The organism is Streptomyces sp. SID5464, assembly GCF_009862985.1.
Taxonomy (GTDB): Bacteria; Actinomycetota; Actinomycetes; order Streptomycetales; family Streptomycetaceae; genus Streptomyces; species Streptomyces chartreusis_D.
Genome location: NZ_WWIQ01000044.1, coordinates 149,220 through 174,571, shown reverse-complemented (window position 1 = coordinate 174,571; position 25,352 = coordinate 149,220). Strand labels below are relative to the sequence as shown.

Genomic DNA, 25,352 nt, shown 5'->3' with positions numbered 1-25,352 from the left:
CTTCAGATCCGCGTAGTCCGTCTCCAGCTGCTCCAGATTCCCGGTGAACTGCGGGATCTTCTCCGGCTGGATCACGCTTTCCCAACCCCCGTAAGCCTGTTGACGCCTGCTCCGGACCTAGCCCCTCCGAGCTTCAGTCAGTCAGATCATCATAGGAATAGTCACGGGGGTGGTCAGTGACCTAATACCGAACCCTCACACGCAACCGAACGTCCGTTCCGCTCGTCACCTCTGTCACCACCAGGGTGGAGCTGCACCACCGGTTCGAGGGGAGACGGCATGGACCGCACGGAGAGCGCAGCCCGGAACGGGAACGACCCTGCCGAGCCCCAACCTCAACCCCAACACCAACCCCAACTCGAGCCTCAGACCGACCCAGAACCCGGTGCCGCTCGCCCACGCCGCCGCCGCTGGCTCAAACGCGCAGCCTTAACCCTGCTCATCGCCCTCCTCCCCCTCCTCACCGTCGAAACCGCCCTCTACATCAACTACACCGGCGACCCCGCACAGGGCACCCGGACCCGCAACCGCGACGCGCTCTGGCTCGGTCACGCCTGGGTCGACGGCCGTAAGAAGGACGCCGACGTCACCGCCCTGGCCCGCCGCCTGCAAGGCACCGGTATCCGTGACCTGTACGTCCACTCCGGGCCGCTGGAACACGACGGCACGCTCCCGGAGTCGGTGTATCCGAGGGCGCGTTGGTTCATAGACGCCGTCCACGAGAAGCTCCCCGGCATCCGCGTCCAGGCCTTCCTCGGCGACGTCCTGGCGACCGAGAGCTCCGAGGGCATGCGCGTGGAGGACCCGAAGACACGTGCCGCCGTGCTCCGCTCCGCCCGCCAGATACTGGACACCGGCTACGAGGGCATCCACCTCGACCTGGAGCCCATGCCGTCCGGCAACAGCGCCTACCTCAGCCTGCTCGATTCCCTGCGCCGCGAGACCCGATCCCGGGACGCGCAACTCTCCGTCGCCGCCCACCAGATCGACCCGCTGCCGGCTCTGCACACCGTGTTCGGTGTCTTCACCGACCAGCCCAAGTGGTGGTCGCAGGAGTTCTTCGGCCAGGTCGCCCGCCGCGTCGACCAGATCGCCGTCATGTCGTACGACACCGCGCAGCCGCTGGAGGGCACCTACGGCGGCTACGTGGCCCAGCAGACCTCCCTCGCCCTGGAGGTCACCCCGCCCTCGACCGACCTGCTGATGGGCCTGCCCTTCTACTGGGAGAGCAACTTCGACCACTGGGGTCACGCCGAGACGGTGCCCGCCGCCGTCCGGGGCGTCCGCCTGGGCCTGTCCCGCACGGACGCCGACCGGGCCCGCTTCGGCGTCGCGCTGTACATCGACTTCGCGGCAACCGACGCGGACTGGCGTGCGTACGAGGAAGACTGGGTGCGGTGACCAGGACCCGGCGGACACTCACCCGCACCGACCTCGCCCCCCTGACCCGCGCCGCGCTCGGCCCGGCCCGCAGCCTGTCCGGTGTGGAACGCCTGCGCGGCGGTACCAAGAAGGGCGTCTACCGACTGACCCTCGACGACGACTCCACGGCCATCGCCTACATCTGGTCGGCCGACGAGGACTACTGGGACCAGCCGGACCCCGACCCCCGGGACGTCTTCTCCCACGGCACCGGCCTCGGCCTGTTCACGGCGGCCCACGACCGCCTGGCCGCCGCCGGCGTCCGCACCCCCCGCCTCCGGTACGCGGACGGCACGCACACGCACCTCCCGGCCGACGCGGCCGTCGTCGAGGACATGACCGGCGGCAGTCTGGAGGACGCCCTCGACCGGGACCCGCAGGCGGCGCCGGAGGCCCTGGAGCGGCTGGCGGAGCTGCTCGCCACCCTGCACGCCCACACCGGCCCCCGCTTCGGGAAGGTCGCCGTCGTCGACGGCGGCGGCTCCTCCCACGGCGTCTCCTGCGAACAGCGCGTCACCGACGGCGCCCTGCGCTGCCTCGCGGAAGCGGCCCGGCGCGAGCCCCGTGCCGCCGCCGTACGCCGGGAACTGGAGGACATGATCCACGCCCTGGCCGCCGAGGTCCGCCCGCGCGACCGCCAGACCCTCATCCACGGCGAACTCGGCCCGGACCACGTCCTGCTCACGTCCGACGGGCAGCCGGCCCTCATCGATATCGAGGGCCTGATGTACTTCGACGTGGAGCACGAGCACGTCTTCCTCAGGCTCCGCTTCGGCCCCCACTACGACGCCCTGCGCGCCCCGGGCCTGGACGAGGCGCGCCTGCGGCTCTACCGCCTGTCGATGCACCTCAGCCTGGTCTCGGGGCCGCTGACCCTCATCGAGGGCGACTTCCCGCACCCGGAGCGGATGCGGGAGATCGCCGAGCACAACCTCCAGCAGGCGCTCAGCCTGCTGAGGAGCGCCGCCTGATCTTCGAGCCCAGCCACACCAGCGGGTCGTACTTGCGGTCGATCGCCCGTTCCTTCAGGGGGATCAGCGCGTTGTCCGTGATCTTGATGCCCTCCGGGCAGACCTCCGTGCAGCACTTGGTGATGTTGCAGTAGCCCAGGCCGTGTTCGTCCTGGGCGGTGGTCTTTCGGTCCAGGCCGGATTCCGCAGCCGCGTCCAGCGGGTGCATGTCCAGCTCCGCCACCCGCATCAGGAAACGCGGCCCCGCGAACGCCTGTTTGTTCTCCTCGTGATCACGGACCACATGGCAGGTGTCCTGGCACAGGAAGCACTCGATGCACTTGCGGAACTCCTGCGAGCGGTCCACGTCCTCCTGCATCATCCGGTACTCGCCGGGACCGAGGTCCGGTGGCGGCACGAAGGCCGGGACCTCCCTGGCCTTGGCGTAGTTGAAGCCGACGTCCGTGACCAGGTCGCGGATCACCGGGAACGCGCGCAGGGGCGTGACCGTGATGGTCTCCTCGCGGTCGAAGACCGACATGCGCGTCATGCACATCAGCCGGGGCCGGCCGTTGATCTCCGCCGAGCAGGAACCGCACTTGCCCGCCTTGCAGTTCCAGCGCACGGCGAGATCGGGCGCCTGGGTGGCCTGGAGGCGGTGGATGATGTCGAGCACCACCTCACCGTCGTTCACCTCGACCTTGAAGTCCTCCAGGCCGCCGCCGCCCACGTCCCCGCGCCACACCTTGAAGTGGGCCGTATAGCCGCTCATTCGTAGAGCTCCTCTTCGGCGAGGTACTTGACCAGCTCCTCCTTGTCGAACAGGGCGAGCAGGTCGGCACGGACGGGTTCGGTGGTCTCGCGGGTGAGGGTGATCTGGCCGCGGACCGGGTCCGTCGCCGCCAGCCCGCCCGTCGGGTCGGTGAGCGCGCACAGCAGGTTGATCCGGCGCCACTTGCGGTCCATCCCCGGATGGTCCTCGCGGGTGTGCCCGCCGCGCGACTCGGTGCGCTCCAGCGCGGCCCGGGCCACGCACTCGCTGACCAGCAGCATGTTCCTGAGGTCCAGGGCGAGGTGCCAGCCCGGGTTGAACTGCCGGTGCCCCTCCACCCCGGCCCGGCGCGCCCGGGCCCGCAGCTCGGCCAGCTTCTCCAGGGCCTGCTTCATCTCCGGCTCACGGCGGATGATGCCGACCAGGTCGTTCATCGTCTGCTGGAGTTCCTGGTGCAGGGTGTACGGGTTCTCCGGCGGACCGCCCTTCGGCTCCTCGGTCTCCGCCTCGGCGGAGAACGGCCGCAGGGCCTCGGCGGCGGCGGAGTCGATCTGGTCGTCGTCCACGACGGGCCGCGCCCCGGCCAGCTCCGCCGCGTACTCGGCCGCGTGCCAGCCCGCCCGGCGCCCGAACACCAGCAGGTCGGACAGCGAGTTGCCGCCGAGCCGGTTGGAGCCGTGCATACCGCCGGCCACCTCACCCGCCGCGAACAGGCCCGGCACCCCGCGGGCCGCCGCCGTGTCGGACTCGACCGCGACCCCGCCCATCACGTAGTGACAGGTGGGCCCGACCTCCATCGCCTCGGCCGTGATGTCGACGTCGGCCAGCTCCTTGAACTGGTGGTACATCGACGGCAGCCGCCGTTTGATGACCTCGGCGGGCATCCGGGTCGACACGTCGAGGAACACGCCCCCGTGCGGCGAGCCGCGCCCCTCCTTCACCTCGGCGTTGATCGCCCGCGCGACCTCGTCGCGGGGGAGCAGCTCGGGGGGACGCCGGTTGTGGTCCGGGTCGTCGTACCAGCGGTCGGCCTCGGCCTCGGTCTCGGCGTACTTGTCCTTGAAGACGTCGGGGATGTAGTCGAACATGAACCGCTTGCCGTCGGAGTTGCGCAGCACGCCGCCGTCACCGCGCACCGACTCGGTGACGAGGATGCCCTTCACCGACGGCGGCCAGACCATGCCCGTCGGGTGGAACTGCACGAACTCCATGTTCAGCAGGGGAGCACCCGCCAGGAGGGCCAGCGCGTGGCCGTCGCCGGTGTACTCCCACGAGTTCGACGTCACCTTGAAGGACTTGCCGATGCCGCCCGTGGCGATCACCACGGAGGGCGCCTCCAGGACGAAGAAACGGCCCGACTCGCGCTCGTAGGCGAAGACGCCCGAGACACGATCGTCCTCTTTCAGCACCCGCGTGACCGTGCACTCCTGGAAGACCTTCAGCCGGGACTCGTAGTCGCCGGTCTCCTTGAAGTCCTCCTGCTGGAGCGCGACGATCTTCTGCTGCAGGGTGCGGATCAGCTCCAGGCCCGTGCGATCGCCGACGTGCGCGAGGCGCGGGTACTCGTGGCCGCCGAAGTTGCGCTGGGAGATCCGGCCGTCCTTGGTCCGGTCGAACAGCGCCCCCCAGGTCTCCAGCTCCCACACCCGCTGCGGCGCCTCCTGCGCGTGCAGTTCGGCCATCCGCCACTGGTTGAGGAACTTGCCGCCGCGCATGGTGTCGCGGAAGTGGACCCGCCAGTTGTCGTTCTCATTGGCGTTGGCCATCGCCGCCGCGATGCCGCCCTCGGCCATCACCGTGTGCGCCTTGCCGAACAGCGACTTGCAGATCACTGCCGTACGGGCGCCCCGCTCGCGGGCCTCGATGGCGGCGCGCAGGCCCGCGCCGCCCGCTCCCACCACGACGACGTCCCACTCCTGACGGTCGACCACGGACATCAGAACGCACCCCTCATCAGAAGAACCGCGGATCGTCGAAGGCCCCGGACGCGACCAGGTAGACGTAGAAGTCGGCGAGCGCCACGGTCACCAGCGACGCCCAGGCGAGTTGCATGTGCCGGGCGTTGAGCCGGCCCGCCCACTGCCACATCCGGTAGCGCACGGGATGCTTGGAGAAGTGCTTGAGCTTGCCGCCGACGATGTGCCGGCACGAGTGGCAGGAGATCGTGTACGCCCAGATCAGCACGATGTTGACCAGGAACACGAGCGTGCCGAGGCCCATGTGGCCCCACTCGTAGTGCTCGTCGCGGAAGGCGAGCACGGTGTCGTAGGTGAGGATCCCGGCGACCAGGAGCGCGGCGTAGAAGAAGTACCGGTGGATGTTCTGGAGCACCAGCGGGAAGCGGGTCTCACCCGTGTACTTCTTGTGCGGCTCGGCCACCGCGCAGGCCGGCGGGGAGGCCCAGAAGCCGCGGTAGTAGGCCTTGCGGTAGTAGTAGCAGGTCAGACGGAAGCCGAGCGGGAAGATCAGGATGATGATCGCGGGCGAGATGCCCCACCAGCTGCCGAAGATCTCCCAGTTCGGTCCGGCCCTCATCGGCTCGCAGCGCTCCGCCAGGCACGGCGAGTAGAAGGGCGAGACGTACGGCGCCGCGTAGTAGTCGGCGTCGGCGAAGGCCCGCCACGTCGAGTAGACGACGAAGGCCAGCAGGCCGGCGACCGTGCCGGCCGGGGCCAGCCACCAGCGGTCGGTGCGCAGGTGCGGGGCGTCGATCGCGGCGCGCGTACCCGCCCGTACGCCGCCGCTTCGGGGATGGGGTTCTGTGGCGGGAGGTTCCGTACCAGTGGCCACGTGACGACTCCGGTCGGTTCGGGGGAGGTGCCGGTCGCTCGACGCCCTCCGGGTCAGGGAGCGCGCCGGTCCCGGGCGCCGAGCCCCTCGTCGTCCGAGTCGACCCACAGCGAGGGGTCGTACGGCGCGTCCGAGATGGTGACGAGGTCCGGGCGCTTCGGTGCGGCCGGTGTGGCGGCGACGTCGCGCAGCAGGGCGACGCTCTCGCGCAGGTGGTTGGCGTCGGCACGGACGCGGCGCATCTCCAGGCCGCCGGTGCCGAGCTGCTTCTCCAGGCGTCCCAACGACCGGAACAGCTCGTCGAGACTGCGTTGGACTGACGTCAGTTCGTCGTGAACGGACATGACTTGCCCTCACTTCCGCGGGTCCTTCGAGGCCCAAGGCGGCAACGTTCATGCGCCTGCGAGTGTTGCGCGTCACACCTTGTGCTGTGAAGGGATGTGCATCGATTGGCCGAGGCGTGTGGGTGCACCGTGCGGTGCGTTGGGCCGCACGGGTGGCTTCCCGTCCGTGACCGCCGTGTCGCCCTGTGTTGCCGAACCCTTTCCTCTTCAGTGGCCGCATACATCAGATGAACTCCAAATACCGCCAAAAGTGATCATAACGCCCGCGGCTTCCCGGAGGTAGCACAGATGTCCCCCCAGCACGGCGTCGGCCCGCGTGCGATCACGCGTTCGGTCGCCTTCCTCACCGCGGGTGTGCTCGCGGTGCCCGCGCTCACCGGATGCGGCTCCGAGGACCCGGCGGGCAAGCCGCTCGCCGCACCGGACATCCAGCCCGCGGGCCGCGACCGGATCGCCGACGGCGGCACCCTGCGCTGGGCCGTGGACTCCGTGCCCGACACCCTGAACACCTTCCAGTCGGACGCCGACGCCACCACCGCCCGCGTCGCCCAGGCGGTCCTGCCGTCGATGTTCCGGATGAACGCCAGTGGCCGTCCCGAGCGCAACCCCGCCTACCTGGAGTCCGCGAAGGTCGTCGAGACCGAGCCCAAACAGGTCGTCCTGTACAAGCTGAACCAGCAGGCCGTCTGGAGCGACGGCCGGGAGATCGGCGCCGCCGACTTCGCCGCCCAGTGGCGCGCCCTGTCCGGCAAGGACACCGCCTACTGGACCGCCCGCAACGCGGGCTACGACCGCATCCAGAAGATCGAGCGCGGAGACAACGCCCTGGAGGTCAGGGTCACCTTCAGCCGCCCCTACGCCGACTGGCGCTCCCTGTTCTCGCCGCTGTACCCGAAGGACGTCATGGGCACCCCGGACTCCTTCAACGACGGGGCGCGCAAGAAGCTCAAGGTCACCGCCGGCCCCTTCACGGTGAAGAAGGTCGACCGCGGGGAAGACGAGATCACCCTCGCCCGCAATCCGCGCTGGTGGGACGAGCCCGCCAAGCTCTCCGAGATCGTGCTGCGCACCGTGCCGCGCGACAAGCGGGCCGCCGAGCTGGCCGCCGGCACCCTCGACGTGGCCGAGATCGACCCCACCGCCGCCCGCCGCATCACGCTCGCCGCCCGCCCGCAGAGTTCCAGCAGCCCGCTGATGGGCCCCGGCGCCGACCGGTCCGCCGCGGACGCCCTGCACTCCTGGGCCGTCGCCAACGGCACCGACGAGGACGCCGCCGACGAGGAGACCGTCGCCCGCAAGAAGCTGCGCAAGGCGTCCGCCAAGTACGCCCGGCAGCAGCAGGCCCTGCGCGGCTTCGAGGTGCGCAAATCCCTGGAGCCGGCCTTCACCCAGCTCGCCCTGAACGGCGCCGAGGGCCCGCTCGCCGACGAGCGCGTCCGCAGGGCCGTCGCCCGTGCCCTCGACCGCAAGGAACTCGCCGAGGCGGTCCTGAAGCCCCTGGGCCTGCCCGCCGTCCCGGTCGGCAGCCACCTGGCCCTGTCCGGCCAGGCCCACTACGCCGACAACAGCGGCGCCCTCGGCGGCCAGGACACCAAGGAGGCCCTGGCCCTGCTCGCGGACGCCGGGTGGGTGAGCGGCGGCCCCGTCAAGGAGCAGAAGAAGAAGGAGGAGAAGGCGGCCGGCGCCGAGGGCGAGAAGGCCTCCGGCTCCTCCGAGGACGAGTCGGACGACGACACGTACATCGTCGGCGAGGACAACAAGGCGTACGGCAAGCAGGACCCGGCCGACCACCTCGCCCAGGACGGCAAGCAGTACAAGCACCCGAACCAGGGCGGCGCCCCCGGCGCGTACGCCCCCGAGGGCACCGCCGCCCCCGCGAACCGCGAGGCCGCCCCGCTCGCCAAGAACGGCAAGCCCCTCACTCTCCGCTTCGTGCTCCCCTCCGGGCCCGGCTCCCAGACGCTGCGCACCGTCGCCGACCGCATCTCGCGCATGCTGGAGCGCGTCGGCATCGGCACGGACATCTCCAAGGTGTCCGACGACTCCTACTTCAAGGACCACATCGCCTCCGGCCAGTACGACCTCGCCCTCTACTCCTGGCCGGCCACCGCCTTCCCCGCCACCGACGCCCGCCCCGTCTACGCCAAGCCGGTCCCGGCCGCCGACGGTTCCCTGAACGTCGAGCAGAACTACACCCGCGTCGGCACCGACCAGGTCGACCAGCTCTTCGACGAGGCCGTGTCCACCCTCGACGAGGGCGAGTCCCGCTCCCTGATCCGCAAGGCCGACTCCCGCATCTGGGCGGCGGCCGGCTCCATCCCCCTCTTCCAGCGCCCCCAGCTCATCGCGGCCCGCAAGAACCTCGTGAACACCGGCGCCTTCGGCTTCGGCACCCCGGCCTACGAGGACATGGGCTTCCTGAAGAAGGGCGCGAAGCCGGCGTCCGGCCCGTCGGCGAAGGGGTCATCCGCTCCGTAGCTCCTTTGCCGTTCCCGCCCGGCGCCCGCACCATGAACCCAGCAGTGATCATGGTGCGGGCGCCGGGCGTTCGTGCACGGGGGAAGAGGAGCCGGCGAATGCGCGGCACGGTACGGCGGGCCCACGCGGCCGGGCTGGTCATCGGCGTGCTGATGACAGGGCTGACGGCGTGCACGGGTGACGGCGGGGCCGCCCAGGACCACAAGGCCGGCAGGCCCACCGCAGCGGCCTGCGCCAACGGCACCTTCGGCTGGTCCCACGTCACCACGCGCGACCGGCTGACCGGGATCTCCGACCCGGAGCGGCTCGGGGCGGGCGGGGGCGCACGGCGCAACCCGATGCGGCGGGTGTACACCCCGAGCCCCTCGGTACGCGCCGAAAACGGACCGGCCCCGTCCGCCGCGGAGATCCTCTTCTCGCTCGGCAGGAAGACCGGCGAGATCGACTCCGACGCCCCCGCATTGGCGGAGGCGGGCGGGGACACCTGGGCCTTCACCGACGTCCGGCAACCGGCCCCGAGACTCGACGACGACCGCATCTCGCCCCGCGCGGCGGGCGAGTTCTACCGGTACGCCGGTGTGCGGGAGGTGTCGGCGGACTTCCGCTACACCTGCCCGGACGGCAGGACCGTCTCCGGCCGGGCCCGGAACTGGACGGTCGATCTCGCCGGCGTGGCCGACTGCGACGAGCGCCCGGACTCGGCTCTGGCACGGGAGGCCGCCCAGCACGCTTGCGGACAGGCCAGGTCTGGCACTCCCAGCCCGTCCGGCGCTTGAGGACGAGGCCCGTTCAGGGCCGAAGCGGGGCTCTGGGGGTGGCAGCCCCCAGCAGGCCCCGGCACCGACGCCGAGCACCACACAGCAAGACCCTGACCTGCACCGACGTATCCCGGCTCACCCCAGCGGTAGCGGACCCGTACCATGGGGTGAGGCCGTGGCATGTTGAGCCCGGCAGGGCCCGCGCACCACCGACGTACGCGCAGGGCATTCCTCACCACTCCGGGAGTACGCCTCAATATGGCCACGCGCCACGACATCCGCAACGTCGCCATCGTCGCCCACGTCGACCACGGCAAGACCACCATCGTCGACGGCATGCTGAAGCAGGCCGGCAGCTTCGCCGCGCACCAGCTCGACTCCGTCGACGACCGCATGATGGACTCGAACGACCTGGAGCGTGAGAAGGGCATCACGATCCTCGCCAAGAACACCGCGGTGAAGTACCACCCGAAGGACGGCGGGGACCCGATCACCATCAACATCATCGACACCCCCGGCCACGCCGACTTCGGCGGCGAGGTCGAGCGCGGTCTGTCGATGGTCGACGGCGTCGTCCTGCTCGTGGACGCCTCCGAGGGCCCGCTGCCGCAGACCCGCTTCGTGCTGCGCAAGGCGCTCCAGCAGCGGCTGCCCGTCATTCTCTGCATCAACAAGACGGACCGCCCCGACTCGCGGATCGACGAGGTCGTCAACGAGACGTACGACCTGTTCCTGGACCTGGACGCGGACGAGGACCAGATCGAGTTCCCGATCGTCTACGCCTGCGGCCGTGACGGCATCGCCTCCCTCACCAAGCCGGAGGACGGGACGGTCCCCTCCGACTCCACCAGCCTGGAGCCGTTCTTCTCCACGATCCTGGAGCACATCCCGGCCCCGACCTACGACGAGGCAGCCCCGCTCCAGGCGCACGTCACCAACCTCGACGCCGACAACTTCCTCGGCCGTATCGCCCTGCTGCGCGTCCAGCACGGCGAGCTGAAGAAGGGGCAGACGGTCGCGTGGATGAAGCGCGACGGGTCCGTCCAGAGCGTGCGGATCTCCGAGCTGATGATGACCGAGGCGCTCACCCGCAAGCCGGCGGAGAAGGCCGGCCCCGGTGACATCTGCGCGGTCGCCGGTATCCCGGACATCATGATCGGCGAGACCCTGGCCGACCCGGAGAACCCGGTCGCGCTGCCGCTGATCACCGTCGACGAGCCGGCGATCTCCATGGTCATCGGCACCAACACCTCCCCGCTGGTCGGCCGCGGCGCCACCGGCAAGGGCGCCGACAACAAGGCGGCGGTCAAGGACCGCAAGGTCACCGCCCGCCAGGTCAAGGACCGCCTCGACCGCGAGCTGATCGGTAACGTCAGCCTCCGCGTGCTCGACACCGAGCGCCCGGACGCCTGGGAGGTGCAGGGCCGTGGCGAGCTGGCCCTGGCCATCCTCGTCGAGACCATGCGCCGCGAGGGCTACGAGCTGACCGTCGGCAAGCCGCAGGTCGTCACCAAGGACGTCGACGGCAAGGTCTACGAGCCCGTCGAGCGCATGACGATCGACGTCCCCGAGGAGCACATGGGCGCCGTCACGCAGCTCATGGGCGTCCGCAAGGGCCGCATGGACAACATGTCGAACCACGGCTCCGGCTGGGTCCGCATGGAGTTCGTCGTGCCCTCCCGCGGCCTCATCGGCTTCCGGACCGAGTTCCTCACGCAGACCCGCGGCACGGGCATCGCCCACTCCATCCACGAGGGCTTCGAGCCCTGGTTCGGCACGCTCCAGACCCGTAACAACGGCTCCCTGGTCGCCGACCGCGCCGGTGCGGTCACCGCCTTCGCGATGACCAACCTCCAGGAGCGCGGCGTGCTGTTCGTCGAGCCGGGCACCGAGGTGTACGAGGGCATGATCGTCGGCGAGAACTCCCGCGCCGACGACATGGACGTCAACATCACCAAGGAGAAGAAGCTCACCAACATGCGGTCCTCGACGGCCGATGTGACCGAGTCGATCGTCCCGCCGCGCAAGCTGTCGCTGGAGCAGTCCCTGGAGTTCTGCCGCGACGACGAGTGCGTCGAGGTCACCCCGGAGGCCGTGCGCATCCGCAAGGTGAACCTGGACGCCCGCGAGCGCGCCCGCGCCGCCAGCCGCGCCAAGCACGGCTGACACCTGCCGTTCGACGACACCGGGCACCCCGCCTCGCGGGGTGCCCGGTGTCGTCGTAAAGCGGAGGGAACGCGAAGGGAAGGGTTAGGGAAAACCCTCGATTTGCCGGGGACGGCCGTCCGGAGCGCCCCGTTCGCACTACCCTGCTGCGGAAGTGCCGCGCTCTGCCCGCGCACAGGCCCGTACAACGGCCTTGCGGTGGAGGCCTCTTGAGCGCGCGACGAGTGCGCGACAGCCACCGGTGGCAGCCTGCACGGCAGCCACGGCAGCCGCAAGCGGTATATCTCATTCTCGCGTCCGGAATGCGGACACGCGCCACCGATAGATGTGTAACAAGTCCGTTTCGCAGGGATCTTTCACCAAACCCTTTGTCCGGATTTTGGAAGAAGTAGGCGCGAGCTGTGATCGAACCGAGACCTCGAGAGTGTGGTTCGCTCCTGGCGCATGGCAGATAGTTAGGCGCGTAGAGCTCGGATGAACGGGTCATGCGCTGGAGGCGGCGCCGACTCACGAGCGCGGGGGCACCTGACGAAATCCGGCACCGGCGACGGGCGGTGGCGGTGATCTGTCCTGTGCTCCCTTTGCGGTGAACCAATGACTTCATAGGAGGAACCCATGCGCGGTGCCAAGAGCGCCAAGTGGGTCGCGGGGGCGATAGTCGTCGCCCTGGCCGCCACCGCCTGCGGCGGCGGCGACGACAGTGCCGGCGACGACATGAACAAGGGGAAGGCCGACCCGAACGGCATCGTCACTGCGCAGCTGAGCGAACCCCAGAACCCGCTCCAGCCGGCCAACGCCAAGGAGAGCCAGGGCAGCCGTGTCCTGCGCACGATCTTCGCCGGCCTGGTCGACTACGAGCCCGGCACCGGCAAGCTCGAGTACGTCAACGCCGAGTCGGTCACGCCGAACGACGACTCGTCCGAGTGGACCGTGAAGCTCAAGCCGGGCTGGAAGTTCCACGACGGCACCCCGGTCACCGCCAAGTCCTACGTGGACTCCTGGAACTGGTCCGCCAACATCAAGAACAACCAGACCAACTCCAGCTGGTTCTCCGACATCGTGGGCTTCGCGGACGTGCACCCGGAGAAGGGTGAGCCGAAGACCGACAAGATGTCGGGCCTGAAGGTCGTCGACGACAACACCTTCACCATCAAGCTGACGCAGCCGGTCTCGTACTTCGCGTACAAGCTGGGCTACGACGTGTGGGCGCCGCTGCCCGAGGCCTTCTTCAAGGACCCGAAGGGCTTCGGCGAGAAGCCGGTCGGCAACGGCCCGTACAAGTTCGTCTCCTGGGAGCACAACAAGCTCATCAAGGTCCGCAAGTTCGCGGACTACAAGGGTCCGAACGCGGCCAAGAACGGCGGCATCGACTTCAAGAACTACACGACCGCCGACGCCGCCTACTCGGACCTGCGCTCCAACAACGTGGACTGGATCGAGCAGGTCCCGACCACCGCGCTGGCCAGCTACAAGACGGACCTCGGCGACCGCGCGATCGACCAGCCGTACTCGGCCGTCCAGTCGATCGTCCCGGCGTTCTACACCAAGCAGTTCAAGGACATCGACCCCAAGGTCATCCAGGGTCTGTCCATGGCGATCGACCGCCAGACGATCACCAAGACGGTCCTCCAGGGCACGCGTACCCCGGCCGACTCCTACGTCGCCCCCGGCGTCCTCGGCTACAAGAAGGGCGCGCTCGGCGACGTCGTCAAGTTCGACCCGGCCCAGGCCAAGAAGCTCATCCAGGAGGGTGGCGGCGTCCCGGGCAACAAGATCCAGATCCAGTACAACGCCGACCAGGACCACAAGCCGTGGGTCGACGCGGTCTGCAACTCGATCCGCAAGTCCACCGGCGTGGAGTGCACCGGCGACCCGAAGGCGACCTTCCAGGCCGACCTCGACGCCCGTGACGCCCACGAGGTCAAGTCCATGTACCGCGGTGGCTGGGTGCTCGACTACCCGGTCAACTCGAACTTCATGCGCGACCTGTACGGCACCACGTCGGCCGGTAACACCAGCGGTTACTCCAACAAGGAGTTCGACAAGCTGAGCTCCGAGGCGGACAAGGCCGGCTCGATCGACGAGACCGTGAAGCTGTACCAGGACGCGGAGCAGCTCCTCGCCAAGGACATGCCGGCGATCCCGCTCTGGTTCTACAAGGTCAACAGCGGTCAGTCCACCAACATCCTGGGCAAGATCAAGTACGGCCAGGACGGTGACCCGATCTTCGACTCGATCCAGGTCAAGCAGAAGTAAGAAGACGACCGCAGGCCGGTGCCGCCCCTCCCGGAAAAAGGGGAGCGGCGGCACCGGCCCGTAGGCACAGGCCTCCACCTCACCCCCTCACCTGCGGTAGATGAGTGCGCAGGCCTCGCCGACCCCTCACGGCATGGAGGCGCAAGATGGGGCGCTACGCCGCCAGGCGACTGCTCCAGATGATCCCGATCTTCATCGGGACAACTCTGTTGATCTTCTTGATGGTCCACATCCTGCCGGGCGACCCGGTCCGGGCCATCTACGGGGACAAGGCTCCCGATCCCGCACAGATCGCGCAGATCAAGCGCGAGTACGGCTTCGACAAGCCCGTCCTCGAACAGTACGTCCACTACATGTGGAATCTCCTCCAGGGAGACTTCGGCAAGAACCTCGCCGGCCGTCCGGTCACCGAGCTCATGTCCGAGGCCTTCCCGGTGACGCTGCGGCTGACGCTGCTGGCCATCACCATCGAGATCGTCATCGGTGTGGGCCTCGGCGCCTGGGCCGGTCTGAGGGCCGGCAAGGCCGCCGACACCGGTGTGCTGGTCTTCACCCTGACGGTGATCTCCATCCCGGTGTTCGTCCTCGGCTTCATCGCCCGGTTCATCTTCGCGGACGAACTCGGCTGGCTGCCGCCCAACGTCCAGGACTCCACGGACTTCTCGCAGTTGTTCCTGCCGGCCTTCGTCCTCGCCATGCTGTCCATGGCGTACGTGGCCCGGCTGACCCGGACGACCTTCGCCGAGAACCTGCGGGCCGACTACATGCGCACCGCGCTCGCCAAGGGCCTGCCCCGGCGCCGCATCATCGGTGTCCACCTGCTGCGCAACTCGCTGATCCCCGTGGTCACCTTCGTCGGCACCGACGTCGGCGGCTTCATCGGCGGCGCGGTCATCACCGAGGGCATCTTCAACATCCAGGGTGTCGGCAACCTCCTCTACAGGGCGATCCAGACGAGCGAGGGCTCGACGGTCACGGGTGTGGTGACGGTGCTCGTCCTCGTCATCCTCCTGATCAACCTGCTCATCGACCTGCTGTACGCGGTCCTGGACCCGAGGATCCGGTATGCCTGACGTGACCAAGGCCCAGACCACCGACTCCGCGGCCGTGGACGCCGTGGCACCGCCGGCCGTCGACGTCCCCGCCAAGGAGAGCGGCAAGAAGAGCGACAAGCCGCGCTCCCTGTGGGGCGACGCCTGGTACGACCTGCGGCACCGGCCCATGTTCTGGATCTCCTCGGTGCTGCTGCTCCTGCTGCTGGTGATCGCCGCCTTCCCCGGCTGGTTCACCAGCGTCGACCCGCGCGACGGCGACCTCGTCCACCACTACCTGGGCAAGCCGGAACTGGGGCACTTCTTCCAGCCCGACTGGTTCGGCTACGACCAGCAGGGCCGCTCCATCTACGCCCGCGTCATCCACGGCACCCGCGCCTCCATCCTCGTGGGCGTCGGCGTGACCGCCGCCGTCACGTTCCTCGGCGGACTGCTCGGCATGCTGGCGGGCTACTTCGGCGGCTGGATCGACTCGGTGATCTCCCGGATCGTCGACATCTTCTTCGGCCTGCCGTTCCTGCTCGGCACGATGGTCGTGCTGAACGCCTTCACCGAGCGCAAGGTGTACGTGGTCATCCTGGCCCTGGCCTCGCTGGGCTGGACCTCGATCGCCCGGGTCACCCGCAGCTCGGTCATCACGGCCAAGCAGGCGGACTACGTGACGGCGGCCCGGGCACTCGGCGCCGGCACCCCGCGGATCCTGTTCCGCCACGTGATGCCGAACGCCATCGCGCCGACCATCGTCGTGGCCACGATCGCCCTCGGCGGTTACATCTCCGCGGAGGCGACGCTGTCGTTCCTCGGTCTCGGCCTCAGCGACCCGACGATCTCGTGGGGCATCGACATCTCCGAGGGCAGCAAGGTGATCCGGGACAACCCGCACACGCTGCTGTTCCCGGCGGGCATGCTCAGCCTCACGGTCTTCGCGTTCATCATGCTCGGCGACGCGGTGCGCGACGCCCTTGACCCGAAGCTGCGCTGAGGAGGGCGTACGTGACCACCATCGAAGAGACCCGTAACGTGCCCGAGCCGCGAGGCGCGGCCGGCGGCGACGTTCCCCTGCTCGAAGTGCGCGACCTGCACGTCGAGTTCCACACCCGCGACGGCGTGGCCAAGGCCGTCAACGGCGTCAACTACACCGTGAGCTCCGGCGAGACCCTCGCCGTGCTCGGTGAGTCCGGCTCCGGCAAGTCCGTGACCGCCCAGGCGATCATGGGCATCCTCGACATGCCGCCCGGGCGGATCCCCAAGGGCCAGATCCTGTACCGGGGCGAGGACATGCTCACCATGTCGGGCGACGCCCGGCGCAAGATCCGCGGCAGCAAGATCGCGATGATCTTCCAGGACGCGCTCTCCGCGCTGAACCCGGTGCTGTCCGTCGGCTACCAGCTCGGCGAGATGTTCCGCGTCCACCAGGGCCTGAGCAAGAAGGACGCCAAGGCCAAGGCGATCGAGCTGATGGACCGCGTGAAGATCCCGGCCGCGAGGGAGCGCGTCGGCGACTATCCGCACCAGTTCTCCGGCGGTATGCGCCAGCGCATCATGATCGCGATGGCGCTCGCCCTGGAGCCGGACCTGATCATCGCCGACGAGCCGACCACGGCCCTCGACGTGACGGTCCAGGCGCAGGTCATGGACCTGCTCGCGGAGCTCCAGCGCGAGTACAACATGGGCCTGATCCTGATCACCCACGACCTCGGCGTCGTCGCCGACGTCGCGGACAAGATCGCGGTGATGTACGCGGGCCGGATCGTGGAGACCGCCCCGGTGCACGAGCTCTACAAGCGGCCCGCGCACCCCTACACCAAGGGTCTGCTCGACTCGATCCCGCGCCTGGACCAGAAGGGCCAGGACCTGTACGCGATCAAGGGCCTGCCGCCCAACCTGACCCGCATCCCGTCCGGTTGCGCCTTCAACCCGCGTTGCCCGAAGGCGCAGGACATCTGCCGTACGGAGGTCCCGCCGCTGCACCCGGTCACCGAGCGGGACGGCGGCGAGCTGGTCGGCCGCGGCAGCGCGTGCCACTTCTGGAAGGAGACGATCCATGGCTGACCTGGAGAAGACGGACGAGTCCATGGACGCCACCCCCAACGTCACCGAGGTCGAGACGGTCGACGCGGCCACCGACGAGGAGGCCGTGGCCGCGATCGAGGCACCGGTCGAGCGCGGTGAGCCGATCCTCCAGGTGCGCAACCTGGTGAAGCACTTCCCGCTGACCCAGGGCATCCTGCTGAAGCGTCAGATCGGCGCGGTCAAGGCCGTGGACGGGGTCTCCTTCGACCTGTACCAGGGCGAGACGCTCGGCATCGTGGGCGAGTCCGGTTGCGGCAAGTCCACGGTCGCCAAGCTGCTGATGATGCTGGAGACGGCGACCGCGGGCGAGATCTTCTACAAGGGCCAGGACATCACCAAGCTGTCCGGCCGCGCCCTGAAGGCCGTCCGCCGCAACATCCAGATGGTCTTCCAGGACCCGTACACCTCGCTCAACCCCCGTATGACGGTGGGCGACATCATCGGGGAGACCTTCGAGATCCACCCCGAGGTGGCGCCGAAGGGCGACCGCCGCCGCAAGGTCCAGGACCTGCTGGACGTGGTCGGTCTCAACCCGGAGTACATCCACCGGTACCCGCACCAGTTCTCGGGCGGTCAGCGCCAGCGCATCGGCATCGCCCGCGGCCTGGCGCTCAACCCCGAGATCATCATCTGCGACGAGCCGGTCTCCGCGCTGGACGTGTCCGTCCAGGCGCAGGTCATCAACCTGATGGAGAAGCTCCAGGACGAGTTCAACCTGTCCTACCTCTTCATCGCGCACGACCTGTCGATCGTCCGGCACATCTCGGACCGGGTGGGTGTGATGTACCTGGGCAAGATGGCCGAGATCGGTACGGACACGGAGATCTACGACCACCCGACCCACCCCTACACGCAGGCCCTGCTCTCCGCGGTCCCGGTCCCCGACCCGGAGTCCCGCGAGGGCCGCGAACGCATCATCCTCACCGGAGACGTCCCGTCCCCGGCCAACCCGCCCTCGGGCTGCCGCTTCCGCACCCGCTGCTGGAAGGCCCAGGACAAGTGCGCCCAGGAGGTCCCGCTCCTCGCGGTCCCCGAGCGCTTCAAGGGCGAGGACACCCCGGCGGCCCACGAGTCGGCCTGCCACTTCGCCGAGGAGAAGGACGTGGTCCACGCGGCCTGACCGCCCACTCCCGGTTCCCGGCAGCCCTGATGGGGCGCCGGGAACCGGCATTGGAGGACCGGTCCTGGGCCACGGCCGCAGCCGGCGCCTCGGGCCGACGTGCCTCGTCGTCGAACAGCCATCGGCGGTGGACGCCGCCGAGCACGACCGCATGCGGCCCGGGCTCAACCACCTCGCGTTCCACGTGGGACCTGCCGCGTGGGTCGACGCGCCGGCCGTCGAGGCGCCCGCCCACGGCTGGACACCCCGGGGCGCACACCGCCGCAAACCCCCGCGAACTGCGTTAACACGCAGGCAACTTCGCCGACCCGATTCCGATATACGGACGCGTCAGGCTGAACAGCGTACGGCCGTGCGGGTGCCGTAAACGGGCCGGGGCGCGCCATGTCGCCCCGGCCCGTTGCCGTGCTCAGTCGCCGGTGATCCCCAGGGACCGCTTCAGGAAGTCGACCTGGAGCAGGAGCAGGTTCTCCGCTACCTGTTCCTGTGGGGTGATGTGGGTGACCCCGGACAGCGGCAGCACCTCGTGCGGGCGGCCGGCGGCCAGGAGGGCCGAGGAGAGGCGCAGGGCGTGGGCGACGACCACGTTGTCGTCGGCGAGGCCGTGCACGATCATCAGCGGGCGGTGCGGCTCGGCGGGGGAGGTGAGACCGTCCGCCGTGACGAGGGAGCTGCGCGCGTACGCGTCCGGCTGCTCGGCCGGAGTCCCCAGGTAGCGCTCGGTGTAGTGCGTGTCGTACAGGCGCCAGTCCGTCACCGGCGCGCCCGCGATCCCCGCGCGGAAGACGTCCGGGCGGCGCAGCACCGCGAGGCCCGCCAGCCAGCCGCCGAAGGACCAGCCGCGGATCGCCACCCGGGACAGGTCCAGCGGATACCTCTTCGCGAGGTCCTCCAGGGCCTCCACCTGGTCGTCCAGGGTCAGCGTGAAGTCGTGGTGGATCCCCTTCTCCCAGGCGGGGGAGCGGCCCGGGGTGCCCCGGCCGTCCGCGACGACCACCGCGAATCCCTGGTCCGCGAACCACTGCGAGGTGAGGTGCGGGTTGTGGGCCGCGAGGACCCGCTGCCCGTGCGGCCCGCCATACGGGTCCATGAGCACCGGCAGGGGGGTGTCACCGGCGTAGTCCCGAGGCATAAGCACGGCGCACGGGATACGCCGTGCGCCCCCCTCGGTGAGCGTCACGCGGGGGGACATACCAGGATCTTCGGCGTACGACGGGACAACAACCGTCGGTTTCCCGTCGCGCAGTACCTGCACCCGCGCACCTGGCCGATCCAGCGTCGCCGAGACCAGAACCGTGACGTCCCCGGCGCGCACCGCCGAGTGCACGCCCGGCTCCTGCGAGACCCGCTCCACCCCCAGCTCGTTCACCCGGTACACATGCACCTGGCCCGTCTCCGCCTCGGTGGCCTCCTCGCCCGCCGACGCCGAGAGCAGCACGTCGTCGTCGGAGACGTCCAGCACGGCCCGCACGTGCAGCTGCGCCCCCGTGAGCGGCCGGTCCCCGACCGCCAGCAACCGCACACCGCCCTCGTCCGCGATCCGCACGAGCTGCCCGGACGGACTCCAGCACGGCACCCCGGCGAAAAGATCAAGCCAAGTTCGATCTTCGTCGGCGTGCACCAGACGCGTCGCGCCCGACTCCGGATCCACCGCGAGAATCAGCTGGCTGCGCTGGTCGCGCGCCTGTACGAGCAGCAGCGGCGCGCCCGCCGCTGACCAGTGCACACGCGCCAGATACGGGTACCGCGCCCGGTCCCAGGCGACCTCCGTGCGCGCCCCGTCCAGCCCGATCACGAACAGCCGTACGTCCGCGTTGCCGGTGCCCGCCGCCGGATACGCCACCCGCTGCGGCTCCCGTTCCGGATGCGCCGGGTCGGAGATCCACCACCGCGCCACCGGAGTGTCGTCCGCCCGCGCCACGAGCAGCCGGTCCGACTCCGGAGCCCACCAGAAACCGCGCGACCGCCCCATCTCCTCGGCCGCGATGAACTCGGCCAGTCCATATGAGACATTTTCCGACTCCGGCTCGGCGAGCGCCCGGTCGCCCTCCCCCTCCGCGCCCACGACGCGCAGCGCACCCTGCGCGACATAGGCGACATGCCGTCCGTCGGGCGACGGACGCGGGTCGATCACCGGCCCGGGCGTGGGCAGTTCCCGCGCCGTCCCGGCCCGCAGCTCGGCCGCGAAAAGCCGCCCTGACAAGGCGAAAGAGGCCAACTCGACGGCTGTATCGGTGGCATACCCGACGATGCCGGCGCCACCCTCCCGGCTGCGCTCACGCCGGGCGCGTTCCTCGCGCGAGAGATCCTCCGAGGCACCGCCCAGCAGGGCGCGCGGGTCGGCGGCCACGCGCTCCCCGCCCTCCTCCGTGTCGAGGACCCACAGGGAGTTCGCCCGGTCCGTACCGGAACCGGAGCGCAGGAACACGACACGTGAACCATCGGGCGCCACAGTGAACGAACGCGGCGCGCCGAGCGTGAAGCGCTGGGTACGGGCGTGCCGTCGGGGGAAGGAGTCAGGCTCGGTCGTCATGCCCTGACCATATTGGCCATGCGCCCCCTTGTGCGGCCATGCGCCGATCGATGCGCACGGACGGATAGTTATGATCAATGACGCATAGTGGGTATGAACCTGCTGGCTGTTGTACGGATTTGATGCCCCCATAGTCCGACCCCCCCGCGCCCTCGTGGATCTTTGGAGGTGAGCCGCCGTGGCACTCTCGATTTCGGCGGTGGTGCTGCTGGCGATCATCGTCTTCCTGCTCATCAAGAAGTCAGGACTGAAGGCCGGGCATGCGGTGGTGTGCATGCTGCTCGGCTTCTACCTCGCCTCCTCGACGGTCGCTCCCACGATCAACGAGCTGACGACCAACATCGCGGGCATGATCGGCAGCATCAAGTTCTGACCGGGTGACCTCGTAGGGTGGGTCCCATGACGGAACTGCCCGACCGGCGTCTGCTGCTGGTGCACGCGCACCCGGACGACGAGTCGATCAACAACGGCGCGACCATGGCCAGGTACGCGGCCGAGGGTGCCCACGTCACCCTGGTCACCTGCACCCTCGGCGAACGCGGCGAGGTCATCCCGCCCGAGCTCGCGCACCTGACCGGTCCCGCCCTGGGCCAGCACCGCCGCCGGGAACTCAACGCCGCCATGGCCGAGCTCGGCGTCCAGGACTTCCGCCTGCTCGGCGGCGCCGGACGCTACAGCGACTCCGGGATGATGGGCCTGCCCGACAACGACGACCCCGGCTGCTTCTGGCAGGCCGACGTCGACGAGGCCGCCGCACACCTCGTCGAGGTGATCCGCGAGGTACGCCCCCAGGTCCTCGTCACCTACGACGACAACGGCGGCTACGGCCACCCCGACCACATCCAGGCCCACCGCGTCGCCATGCGGGCCGTCGAGCTGTCCGCCGAGGCCGGCCGGCCGATCCCGAAGGTCTACTGGAACCGGGCCCCCCGGTCGGTTGTGGAGCAGTCCTTCGCCCGGCTCAGGGAGGACCTGCCCGGCCTCCCCTTCGGCGAGGCGGCGGACGTCGACGACGTACCGGGCGTCGTGGCCGACGCACGGATCACCACCGCGGTCGACGGCACCGCGCACGCCGCCGCCAAGGCCGCCGCCATGCGCGCCCACGCCACCCAGATCACGGTGTCCGGGCCGTACTTCGTGCTGTCCAACGCACTCGCCCAGCCGATCCTCACGACCGAGTACTACGAGCTGGTGCGGGGCGAGCGGGGCCCCGGCGAGCGGGAGACGGACCTGTTCGCCGGTGTCGAGGAGGCCTCATGAGCGACCGCAGTCCGATGCTCGCCCAGCCGATGCGGCCGCCCTCCGTCGGCCGGGTCGCCGCCTGCGCGGGGTTCTTCCTGCTCGGGACCGTGGTCGGCGCGGCCGGGGCACTGGTGCAGCCGGGGTGGTTCCCGGGCGGGCTGCTGCTCGCCCTCGCCGGTGAGGCCGGGCTCGTCCTCGGCGCGGCGCGTGTCACTCGCGGGCGGGCCGGGGGTGTCGCGGCCGCCGCCGGCTGGATGCTCGCCGTCGTCCTGCTCACCGCCAGCCGCCCGGAGGGCGACTTCCTCTTCGCGGCGGGCGGCGGCTCCTATCTCTTCCTGCTCGGAGGCATCGGTGTGGCTGTGATCTGCGCCACCCTCGCCCTGGGGCGGCAACCGGACGGAGACCACGTCCGACTTGGCAAGTGACGTACCACTTCGCCAGGACGCGCGCGTGGGGGTCCGGTGTGGGTTTCCATAGCGGTCATGGGATACAGGCCAGAAGTGGCCAGTATGGTGGTGCGCGCCGCCGAGCTGCCCGCGTGAGGTTGTGTCGGGCGGCGGAGCCAACCGGGAGAACCTGCCTTGAGTCGTGAAACTGACACTCCGTCCTCCGGGCCCAACGGGCGCGGCGGAGCCGCCTACCCGTCGGGTACGCCGCCGTACGGGACCCCGGCGGTCTCCGACGGCGGTACGGAAGCGGGCCGTTCGGCCACGCGGCCGGAGGAACGCAAGACCGAGACCACGCTGACGACCCGGATCCGGATCAACATCCCCGGGTCACGGCCCATTCCGCCGGTGGTGGTGCGCAAGCCCGTCGCGGATGCGGAGGGCTCCGGCGACACCAGTACCGGTTCCGGCGCGGGAGCGGGCACCGAAGCGAAGGCCCCGGGCGCCGCCACGCCCAGGGGCACCGGCACGGTCGAGCCTTCCGCCGAACCCGCCCAGTCGGCCGACGACAAGCCCACCAGCGACTGGTTCGCGCCCCGCAAGTCCGGCTCGGGCAAGCCCGCTCAGGACGGCGGCTCCACCAACGGGGCAGGTCTGCCGGGCGGTTCCGGGGGTACCGGCTCGGGCGGCCCCGCTGCGGGCGGCTCCGGCGCGGGCGGTTCCGGTGCCGGGCGGCCCGGAGGCGTGGTCGGTTCCATGAGCAGGCCGGGCGGCTCCCGGTCCGGCGGCACGAACGGTGCGGGGCTTCCCGGCGGTGCGACCGGCGGCCCCGTCGCGCCCGGGCACGGCGGCGGCACGGGCTCCTTCGACGTCACCGAGGCACTGGCGGCGGGCCCGCTCGGCAACGGTTCACGTCCGGCCCCGGGCACGGACGGTGGCGAGACGCGCCGCGACGACCTGCCGTACTTCTCGGAGAACGACCGCCTCGGCCAGAACGGCCAGGGCGGCTACGGCGGCCAGGGCGCTCCCCATGGCTTCGGCGACGCGGGCGGCCCCGGCGTCCAGGGCCCGGCCGGCCCGACGGGCGGTCCGGTCACCGGCGACGGCCCGTTGGCGCCACCGGCCGGCGGCCCGGGCGGCCGGGGCGGCTTCAACGAGCAGGGCGGCCCCGGCGGGCCCGGCGCTTTCAACGAGCCTGGTCGTTCCGGTGGCCCCGGTGGCTTCAGTGAGCCGGGTGGTCCTGGTGGCCCGGGCAGCTTCGACGACCCTGGTCGTTCCGGTAACTCCGGCGGCTTCAACGAGCCTGGTCGCTCCAGTGGCCCGGGTGGCTTCAGTGAGCCGGGTGGTCCTGGTGGCCCGGGCAGCTTCGACGACCCTGGTCGTTCCGGTAACTCCGGCGGCTTCAACGAGCCTGGTCGCTCCAGTGGCCCGGGTGGCTTCAGTGAGCCGGGTGGTCCTGGTGGCCCGGGCAGCTTCGACGACCCTGGTCGTTCCGGTAACTCCGGCGGCTTCAACGAGCCGGGCAGGCCCGGTGCCCCCAGTGCCTTCGACGAACCCGGTGGCCCCGGCGCCCCGAGCGCCTTCAACGACCCCGGCCGACCGCGCGGCCCCGGCGCGCCTGCCGGTCCCGGAGCCATAGGCGGCCCCGCCGGCCCGGGCGGCCCCGGCGCACCTGCCGGTACGGCCAAGCCCGGCGGCCCTGGCGGCCCCGCTGGTCCTGGCCCCGGAGGTCCCGGTGGTCCCGGCACCGCTGCTCCCACCGGCCACGGCGCCGCAGGCCACGGCCAAGGCCCCGGGGGCGGGATGAGCGACGACACCGCCATCCTCACCCCGCAGAAGCCGGCCCCCGAGCCTCCGGACGGCCAGGGCTACGCCGCCCGGCACGACAACGTCTCGGGGCACACCGTCACCAGCGGCATCCCCGTCGTACCGCCCGGCGCGGGCTCGTCGTTCGGTCCGGGCGCGCCCGGTGACGGCCCGGTGCCCCACACGGCCCCGAAGCTGCCCGAGCCGGTCTCCCCGCCCCCGGCCAGCTCCGCGAAGGCGCCGAAGAAGAAGGGGCGCAACAAGCTCGTGCTGCTCGCCGCCGGCCTGGTGGTCGTGGCCGGTGGCGTCTACGGCGCCGGGCTGCTGATGAACCGCACCGACGTGCCCAAGGGCACCACGGTGCTCGGCGTCGACATCGGCGGCACCACCCGTGACGGCGCGGTCAAGAAGCTCGACGACGCCTTCGACGACCGTGTGGGCAAGCCGCTGAAGCTGTCGGTGGACGGCAAGACCGTGTCCCTCGACCCGGACAACGCCGGACTCCAGTTCGACATGGACGCCACGGCCGACGCGGCGGCGAAGAGCGACTACAACCCGGTCTCCGTGATCGGCTCGCTCTTCGGCAACCACCGGGTCGTCGCCCCGGACATGCCCGTCGACGAGGAGAAGCTGCACGCCGCCCTGGAGAACGCGGCCGGCGGCTCCGGCTCGGCGAGCGACGGCACCATCAAGTTCGAGGGCGGCAAGGCCGTCCCCGTCTACGGCAAGCCGGGCAAGGGCATCGACGTCGCCAAGGCGACCGCGTCGATCGAGGAGGCGTACCGCACCCAGGTGGAGACCGGCTCGGCCGGCACGGTGAACCTCCCGACCACCATCCGGCAGCCGACCGTCTCGAACGCCGAGGTCGACCGGATGCTCAAGGAGTTCGCGCAGCCCGCGATGTCCGACCTCGCCACCGTTCGCACCGACGCGGCGCACAGCATCGACTTCGGCCCCGTGTCCCTGCCGAAGATCCTCGGTTTCAAGGCCGTCGACGGCAAGCTGGTGGACACGTACAACCTCAAGGCCCTCCAGGAGGCGTACGGCAAGACCTTCGAGGGGGTGCAGATCGAGGGCGCGAGCGGGAAGCGCGACGTGACGCCGCAGGACGTCGTCACGGCCCTGCGCAAGGCCCTGCGAGGCAAGACGCCCGCGGAGCGCGTCGGAGTCATCGACACCAAGCCGAACTGACCTCCGGCCACCC

19 protein-coding genes and 1 pseudogene are annotated in these 25,352 nt (G+C 70.2%); 15 read left to right on the top strand and 5 right to left on the bottom strand.

Annotated elements, in window-relative coordinates; genetic code table 11:
* Positions 1-279: 279 nt before the first annotated feature.
* Both GTY47_RS21955 and GTY47_RS21950 read left to right on the top strand, forming a co-directional pair.
* Positions 280-1,401, top strand: coding sequence for a glycoside hydrolase family 18 protein (locus GTY47_RS21955; RefSeq protein WP_010047863.1), 1,122 nt, complete (start codon positions 280-282; stop codon positions 1,399-1,401).
* A complete protein-coding gene (locus GTY47_RS21950) occupies positions 1,398-2,393 on the top strand; it encodes a phosphotransferase (protein ID WP_010047861.1) in 996 nt (331 codons plus the stop codon). Before GTY47_RS21955 ends, GTY47_RS21950 begins: the two co-directional genes overlap by 4 nt.
* On the opposite strand, the gene GTY47_RS21945 is transcribed toward GTY47_RS21950, so the two are convergent.
* From GTY47_RS21945 to GTY47_RS21930, 4 genes are read right to left on the bottom strand one after another with little or no spacing between them, the layout of a single operon-like run.
* On the bottom strand, positions 2,368-3,144 hold the full coding sequence (locus GTY47_RS21945; RefSeq protein ID WP_010047856.1) for a succinate dehydrogenase/fumarate reductase iron-sulfur subunit: 777 nt from the start codon (positions 3,142-3,144) through the stop codon (positions 2,368-2,370). The genes GTY47_RS21950 and GTY47_RS21945 overlap by 26 nt on opposite strands.
* Positions 3,141-5,081: a fumarate reductase/succinate dehydrogenase flavoprotein subunit gene (locus GTY47_RS21940; protein WP_010047854.1), complete on the bottom strand. Its 1,941-nt coding sequence runs from the start codon at positions 5,079-5,081 to the stop codon at positions 3,141-3,143. Before GTY47_RS21940 ends, GTY47_RS21945 begins: the two co-directional genes overlap by 4 nt.
* A 16-nt stretch (positions 5,082-5,097) precedes the next feature.
* Positions 5,098-5,934, bottom strand: a complete 837-nt coding sequence (locus GTY47_RS21935) for a hypothetical protein (RefSeq protein WP_010047852.1) — start codon at positions 5,932-5,934, stop codon at positions 5,098-5,100.
* Between the two features lie 53 nt (positions 5,935-5,987).
* Entirely contained in the window at positions 5,988-6,278 is a 291-nt protein-coding gene (locus tag GTY47_RS21930; RefSeq protein WP_010047850.1) for a hypothetical protein, read from the bottom strand.
* Between the two features lie 288 nt (positions 6,279-6,566).
* Here GTY47_RS21930 and GTY47_RS21925 point away from each other — a divergent pair, with 288 nt between their 5' ends.
* The 9 genes and pseudogenes from GTY47_RS21925 to GTY47_RS41100 all read left to right on the top strand — a co-directional run.
* Positions 6,567-8,756, top strand: a complete 2,190-nt coding sequence (locus GTY47_RS21925; protein ID WP_010047849.1) for an ABC transporter family substrate-binding protein — start codon at positions 6,567-6,569, stop codon at positions 8,754-8,756.
* A gap of 98 nt (positions 8,757-8,854) precedes the next feature.
* Complete coding sequence (locus tag GTY47_RS21920; RefSeq protein WP_010047848.1) at positions 8,855-9,532, top strand: hypothetical protein; 678 nt, start codon at positions 8,855-8,857, stop codon at positions 9,530-9,532.
* Between the two features lie 240 nt (positions 9,533-9,772).
* A complete protein-coding gene (gene typA, locus GTY47_RS21915; RefSeq protein ID WP_010047846.1) occupies positions 9,773-11,680 on the top strand; it encodes a translational GTPase TypA in 1,908 nt (635 codons plus the stop codon).
* Between the two features lie 615 nt (positions 11,681-12,295).
* Positions 12,296-13,936: an ABC transporter substrate-binding protein gene (locus GTY47_RS21910; RefSeq protein WP_010047844.1), complete on the top strand. Its 1,641-nt coding sequence runs from the start codon at positions 12,296-12,298 to the stop codon at positions 13,934-13,936.
* A 146-nt stretch (positions 13,937-14,082) separates the two neighbouring features.
* Positions 14,083-15,009, top strand: a complete 927-nt coding sequence (locus tag GTY47_RS21905) for an ABC transporter permease (protein ID WP_010047843.1) — start codon at positions 14,083-14,085, stop codon at positions 15,007-15,009.
* Positions 15,002-15,970 carry an ABC transporter permease gene (locus GTY47_RS21900; RefSeq protein WP_010047839.1) on the top strand — a complete coding sequence of 323 codons (969 nt, stop codon included), beginning with the start codon at positions 15,002-15,004 and terminating at the stop codon, positions 15,968-15,970. Before GTY47_RS21905 ends, GTY47_RS21900 begins: the two co-directional genes overlap by 8 nt.
* Before the next feature lie 11 nt (positions 15,971-15,981).
* The gene (locus tag GTY47_RS21895) at positions 15,982-17,040 is read left to right on the top strand and encodes an ABC transporter ATP-binding protein (protein WP_010047835.1); all 1,059 of its coding nucleotides are present in this window, start codon (positions 15,982-15,984) and stop codon (positions 17,038-17,040) included.
* Positions 17,033-18,181 carry a dipeptide ABC transporter ATP-binding protein gene (locus GTY47_RS21890; RefSeq protein WP_010047833.1) on the top strand — a complete coding sequence of 383 codons (1,149 nt, stop codon included), beginning with the start codon at positions 17,033-17,035 and terminating at the stop codon, positions 18,179-18,181. The genes GTY47_RS21895 and GTY47_RS21890 overlap by 8 nt, the downstream gene beginning before the upstream one ends.
* A gap of 73 nt (positions 18,182-18,254) precedes the next feature.
* A pseudogene (locus GTY47_RS41100) lies at positions 18,255-18,425 on the top strand (glyoxalase); the annotation flags it as partial.
* 165 nt (positions 18,426-18,590) lie between these two features.
* On the opposite strand, the gene GTY47_RS21885 reads toward GTY47_RS41100, so the two are convergent.
* A complete protein-coding gene (locus GTY47_RS21885; RefSeq protein WP_029181737.1) occupies positions 18,591-20,714 on the bottom strand; it encodes a prolyl oligopeptidase family serine peptidase in 2,124 nt (707 codons plus the stop codon).
* Between the two features lie 178 nt (positions 20,715-20,892).
* On the opposite strand from GTY47_RS21885, the gene GTY47_RS21880 reads away from it, so the two are divergent.
* The 4 genes from GTY47_RS21880 (at position 20,893) to GTY47_RS21865 (ending at position 25,339) form a co-directional block, all read left to right on the top strand.
* Positions 20,893-21,087, top strand: a complete 195-nt coding sequence (locus tag GTY47_RS21880) for a hypothetical protein (RefSeq protein WP_010047829.1) — start codon at positions 20,893-20,895, stop codon at positions 21,085-21,087.
* Between the two features lie 26 nt (positions 21,088-21,113).
* Positions 21,114-21,974 carry an N-acetyl-1-D-myo-inositol-2-amino-2-deoxy-alpha-D-glucopyranoside deacetylase gene (gene mshB, locus GTY47_RS21875; protein WP_010047828.1) on the top strand — a complete coding sequence of 287 codons (861 nt, stop codon included), beginning with the start codon at positions 21,114-21,116 and terminating at the stop codon, positions 21,972-21,974.
* On the top strand, positions 21,971-22,381 hold the full coding sequence (locus GTY47_RS21870) for a DUF6113 family protein (protein ID WP_010047826.1): 411 nt from the start codon (positions 21,971-21,973) through the stop codon (positions 22,379-22,381). Before mshB ends, GTY47_RS21870 begins: the two co-directional genes overlap by 4 nt.
* A gap of 156 nt (positions 22,382-22,537) precedes the next feature.
* Positions 22,538-25,339 (top strand): hypothetical protein, encoded by a 2,802-nt coding sequence (locus tag GTY47_RS21865; protein WP_199784623.1) that lies wholly within the window; start codon positions 22,538-22,540, stop codon positions 25,337-25,339.
* Positions 25,340-25,352: the final 13 nt, after the last annotated feature.

Coding starts and splice junctions, on each gene's coding strand:
- GTY47_RS21930 (WP_010047850.1), bottom strand. CDS start 6,278: ATGTCCGTTCACGACGAACTGACGTCAGTCCAACGCAGTCTCGACGAG.
- GTY47_RS21890 (WP_010047833.1), top strand. CDS start 17,033: ATGGCTGACCTGGAGAAGACGGACGAGTCCATGGACGCCACCCCCAAC.
- GTY47_RS21945 (WP_010047856.1), bottom strand. CDS start 3,144: ATGAGCGGCTATACGGCCCACTTCAAGGTGTGGCGCGGGGACGTGGGC.
- GTY47_RS21955 (WP_010047863.1), top strand. CDS start 280: ATGGACCGCACGGAGAGCGCAGCCCGGAACGGGAACGACCCTGCCGAG.
- GTY47_RS21905 (WP_010047843.1), top strand. CDS start 14,083: ATGGGGCGCTACGCCGCCAGGCGACTGCTCCAGATGATCCCGATCTTC.
- GTY47_RS21900 (WP_010047839.1), top strand. CDS start 15,002: ATGCCTGACGTGACCAAGGCCCAGACCACCGACTCCGCGGCCGTGGAC.
- GTY47_RS21940 (WP_010047854.1), bottom strand. CDS start 5,081: ATGTCCGTGGTCGACCGTCAGGAGTGGGACGTCGTCGTGGTGGGAGCG.
- GTY47_RS21870 (WP_010047826.1), top strand. CDS start 21,971: ATGAGCGACCGCAGTCCGATGCTCGCCCAGCCGATGCGGCCGCCCTCC.
- GTY47_RS21920 (WP_010047848.1), top strand. CDS start 8,855: ATGCGCGGCACGGTACGGCGGGCCCACGCGGCCGGGCTGGTCATCGGC.
- mshB (WP_010047828.1), top strand. CDS start 21,114: ATGACGGAACTGCCCGACCGGCGTCTGCTGCTGGTGCACGCGCACCCG.
- typA (WP_010047846.1), top strand. CDS start 9,773: ATGGCCACGCGCCACGACATCCGCAACGTCGCCATCGTCGCCCACGTC.
- GTY47_RS21925 (WP_010047849.1), top strand. CDS start 6,567: ATGTCCCCCCAGCACGGCGTCGGCCCGCGTGCGATCACGCGTTCGGTC.
- GTY47_RS21910 (WP_010047844.1), top strand. CDS start 12,296: ATGCGCGGTGCCAAGAGCGCCAAGTGGGTCGCGGGGGCGATAGTCGTC.
- GTY47_RS21885 (WP_029181737.1), bottom strand. CDS start 20,714: ATGACGACCGAGCCTGACTCCTTCCCCCGACGGCACGCCCGTACCCAG.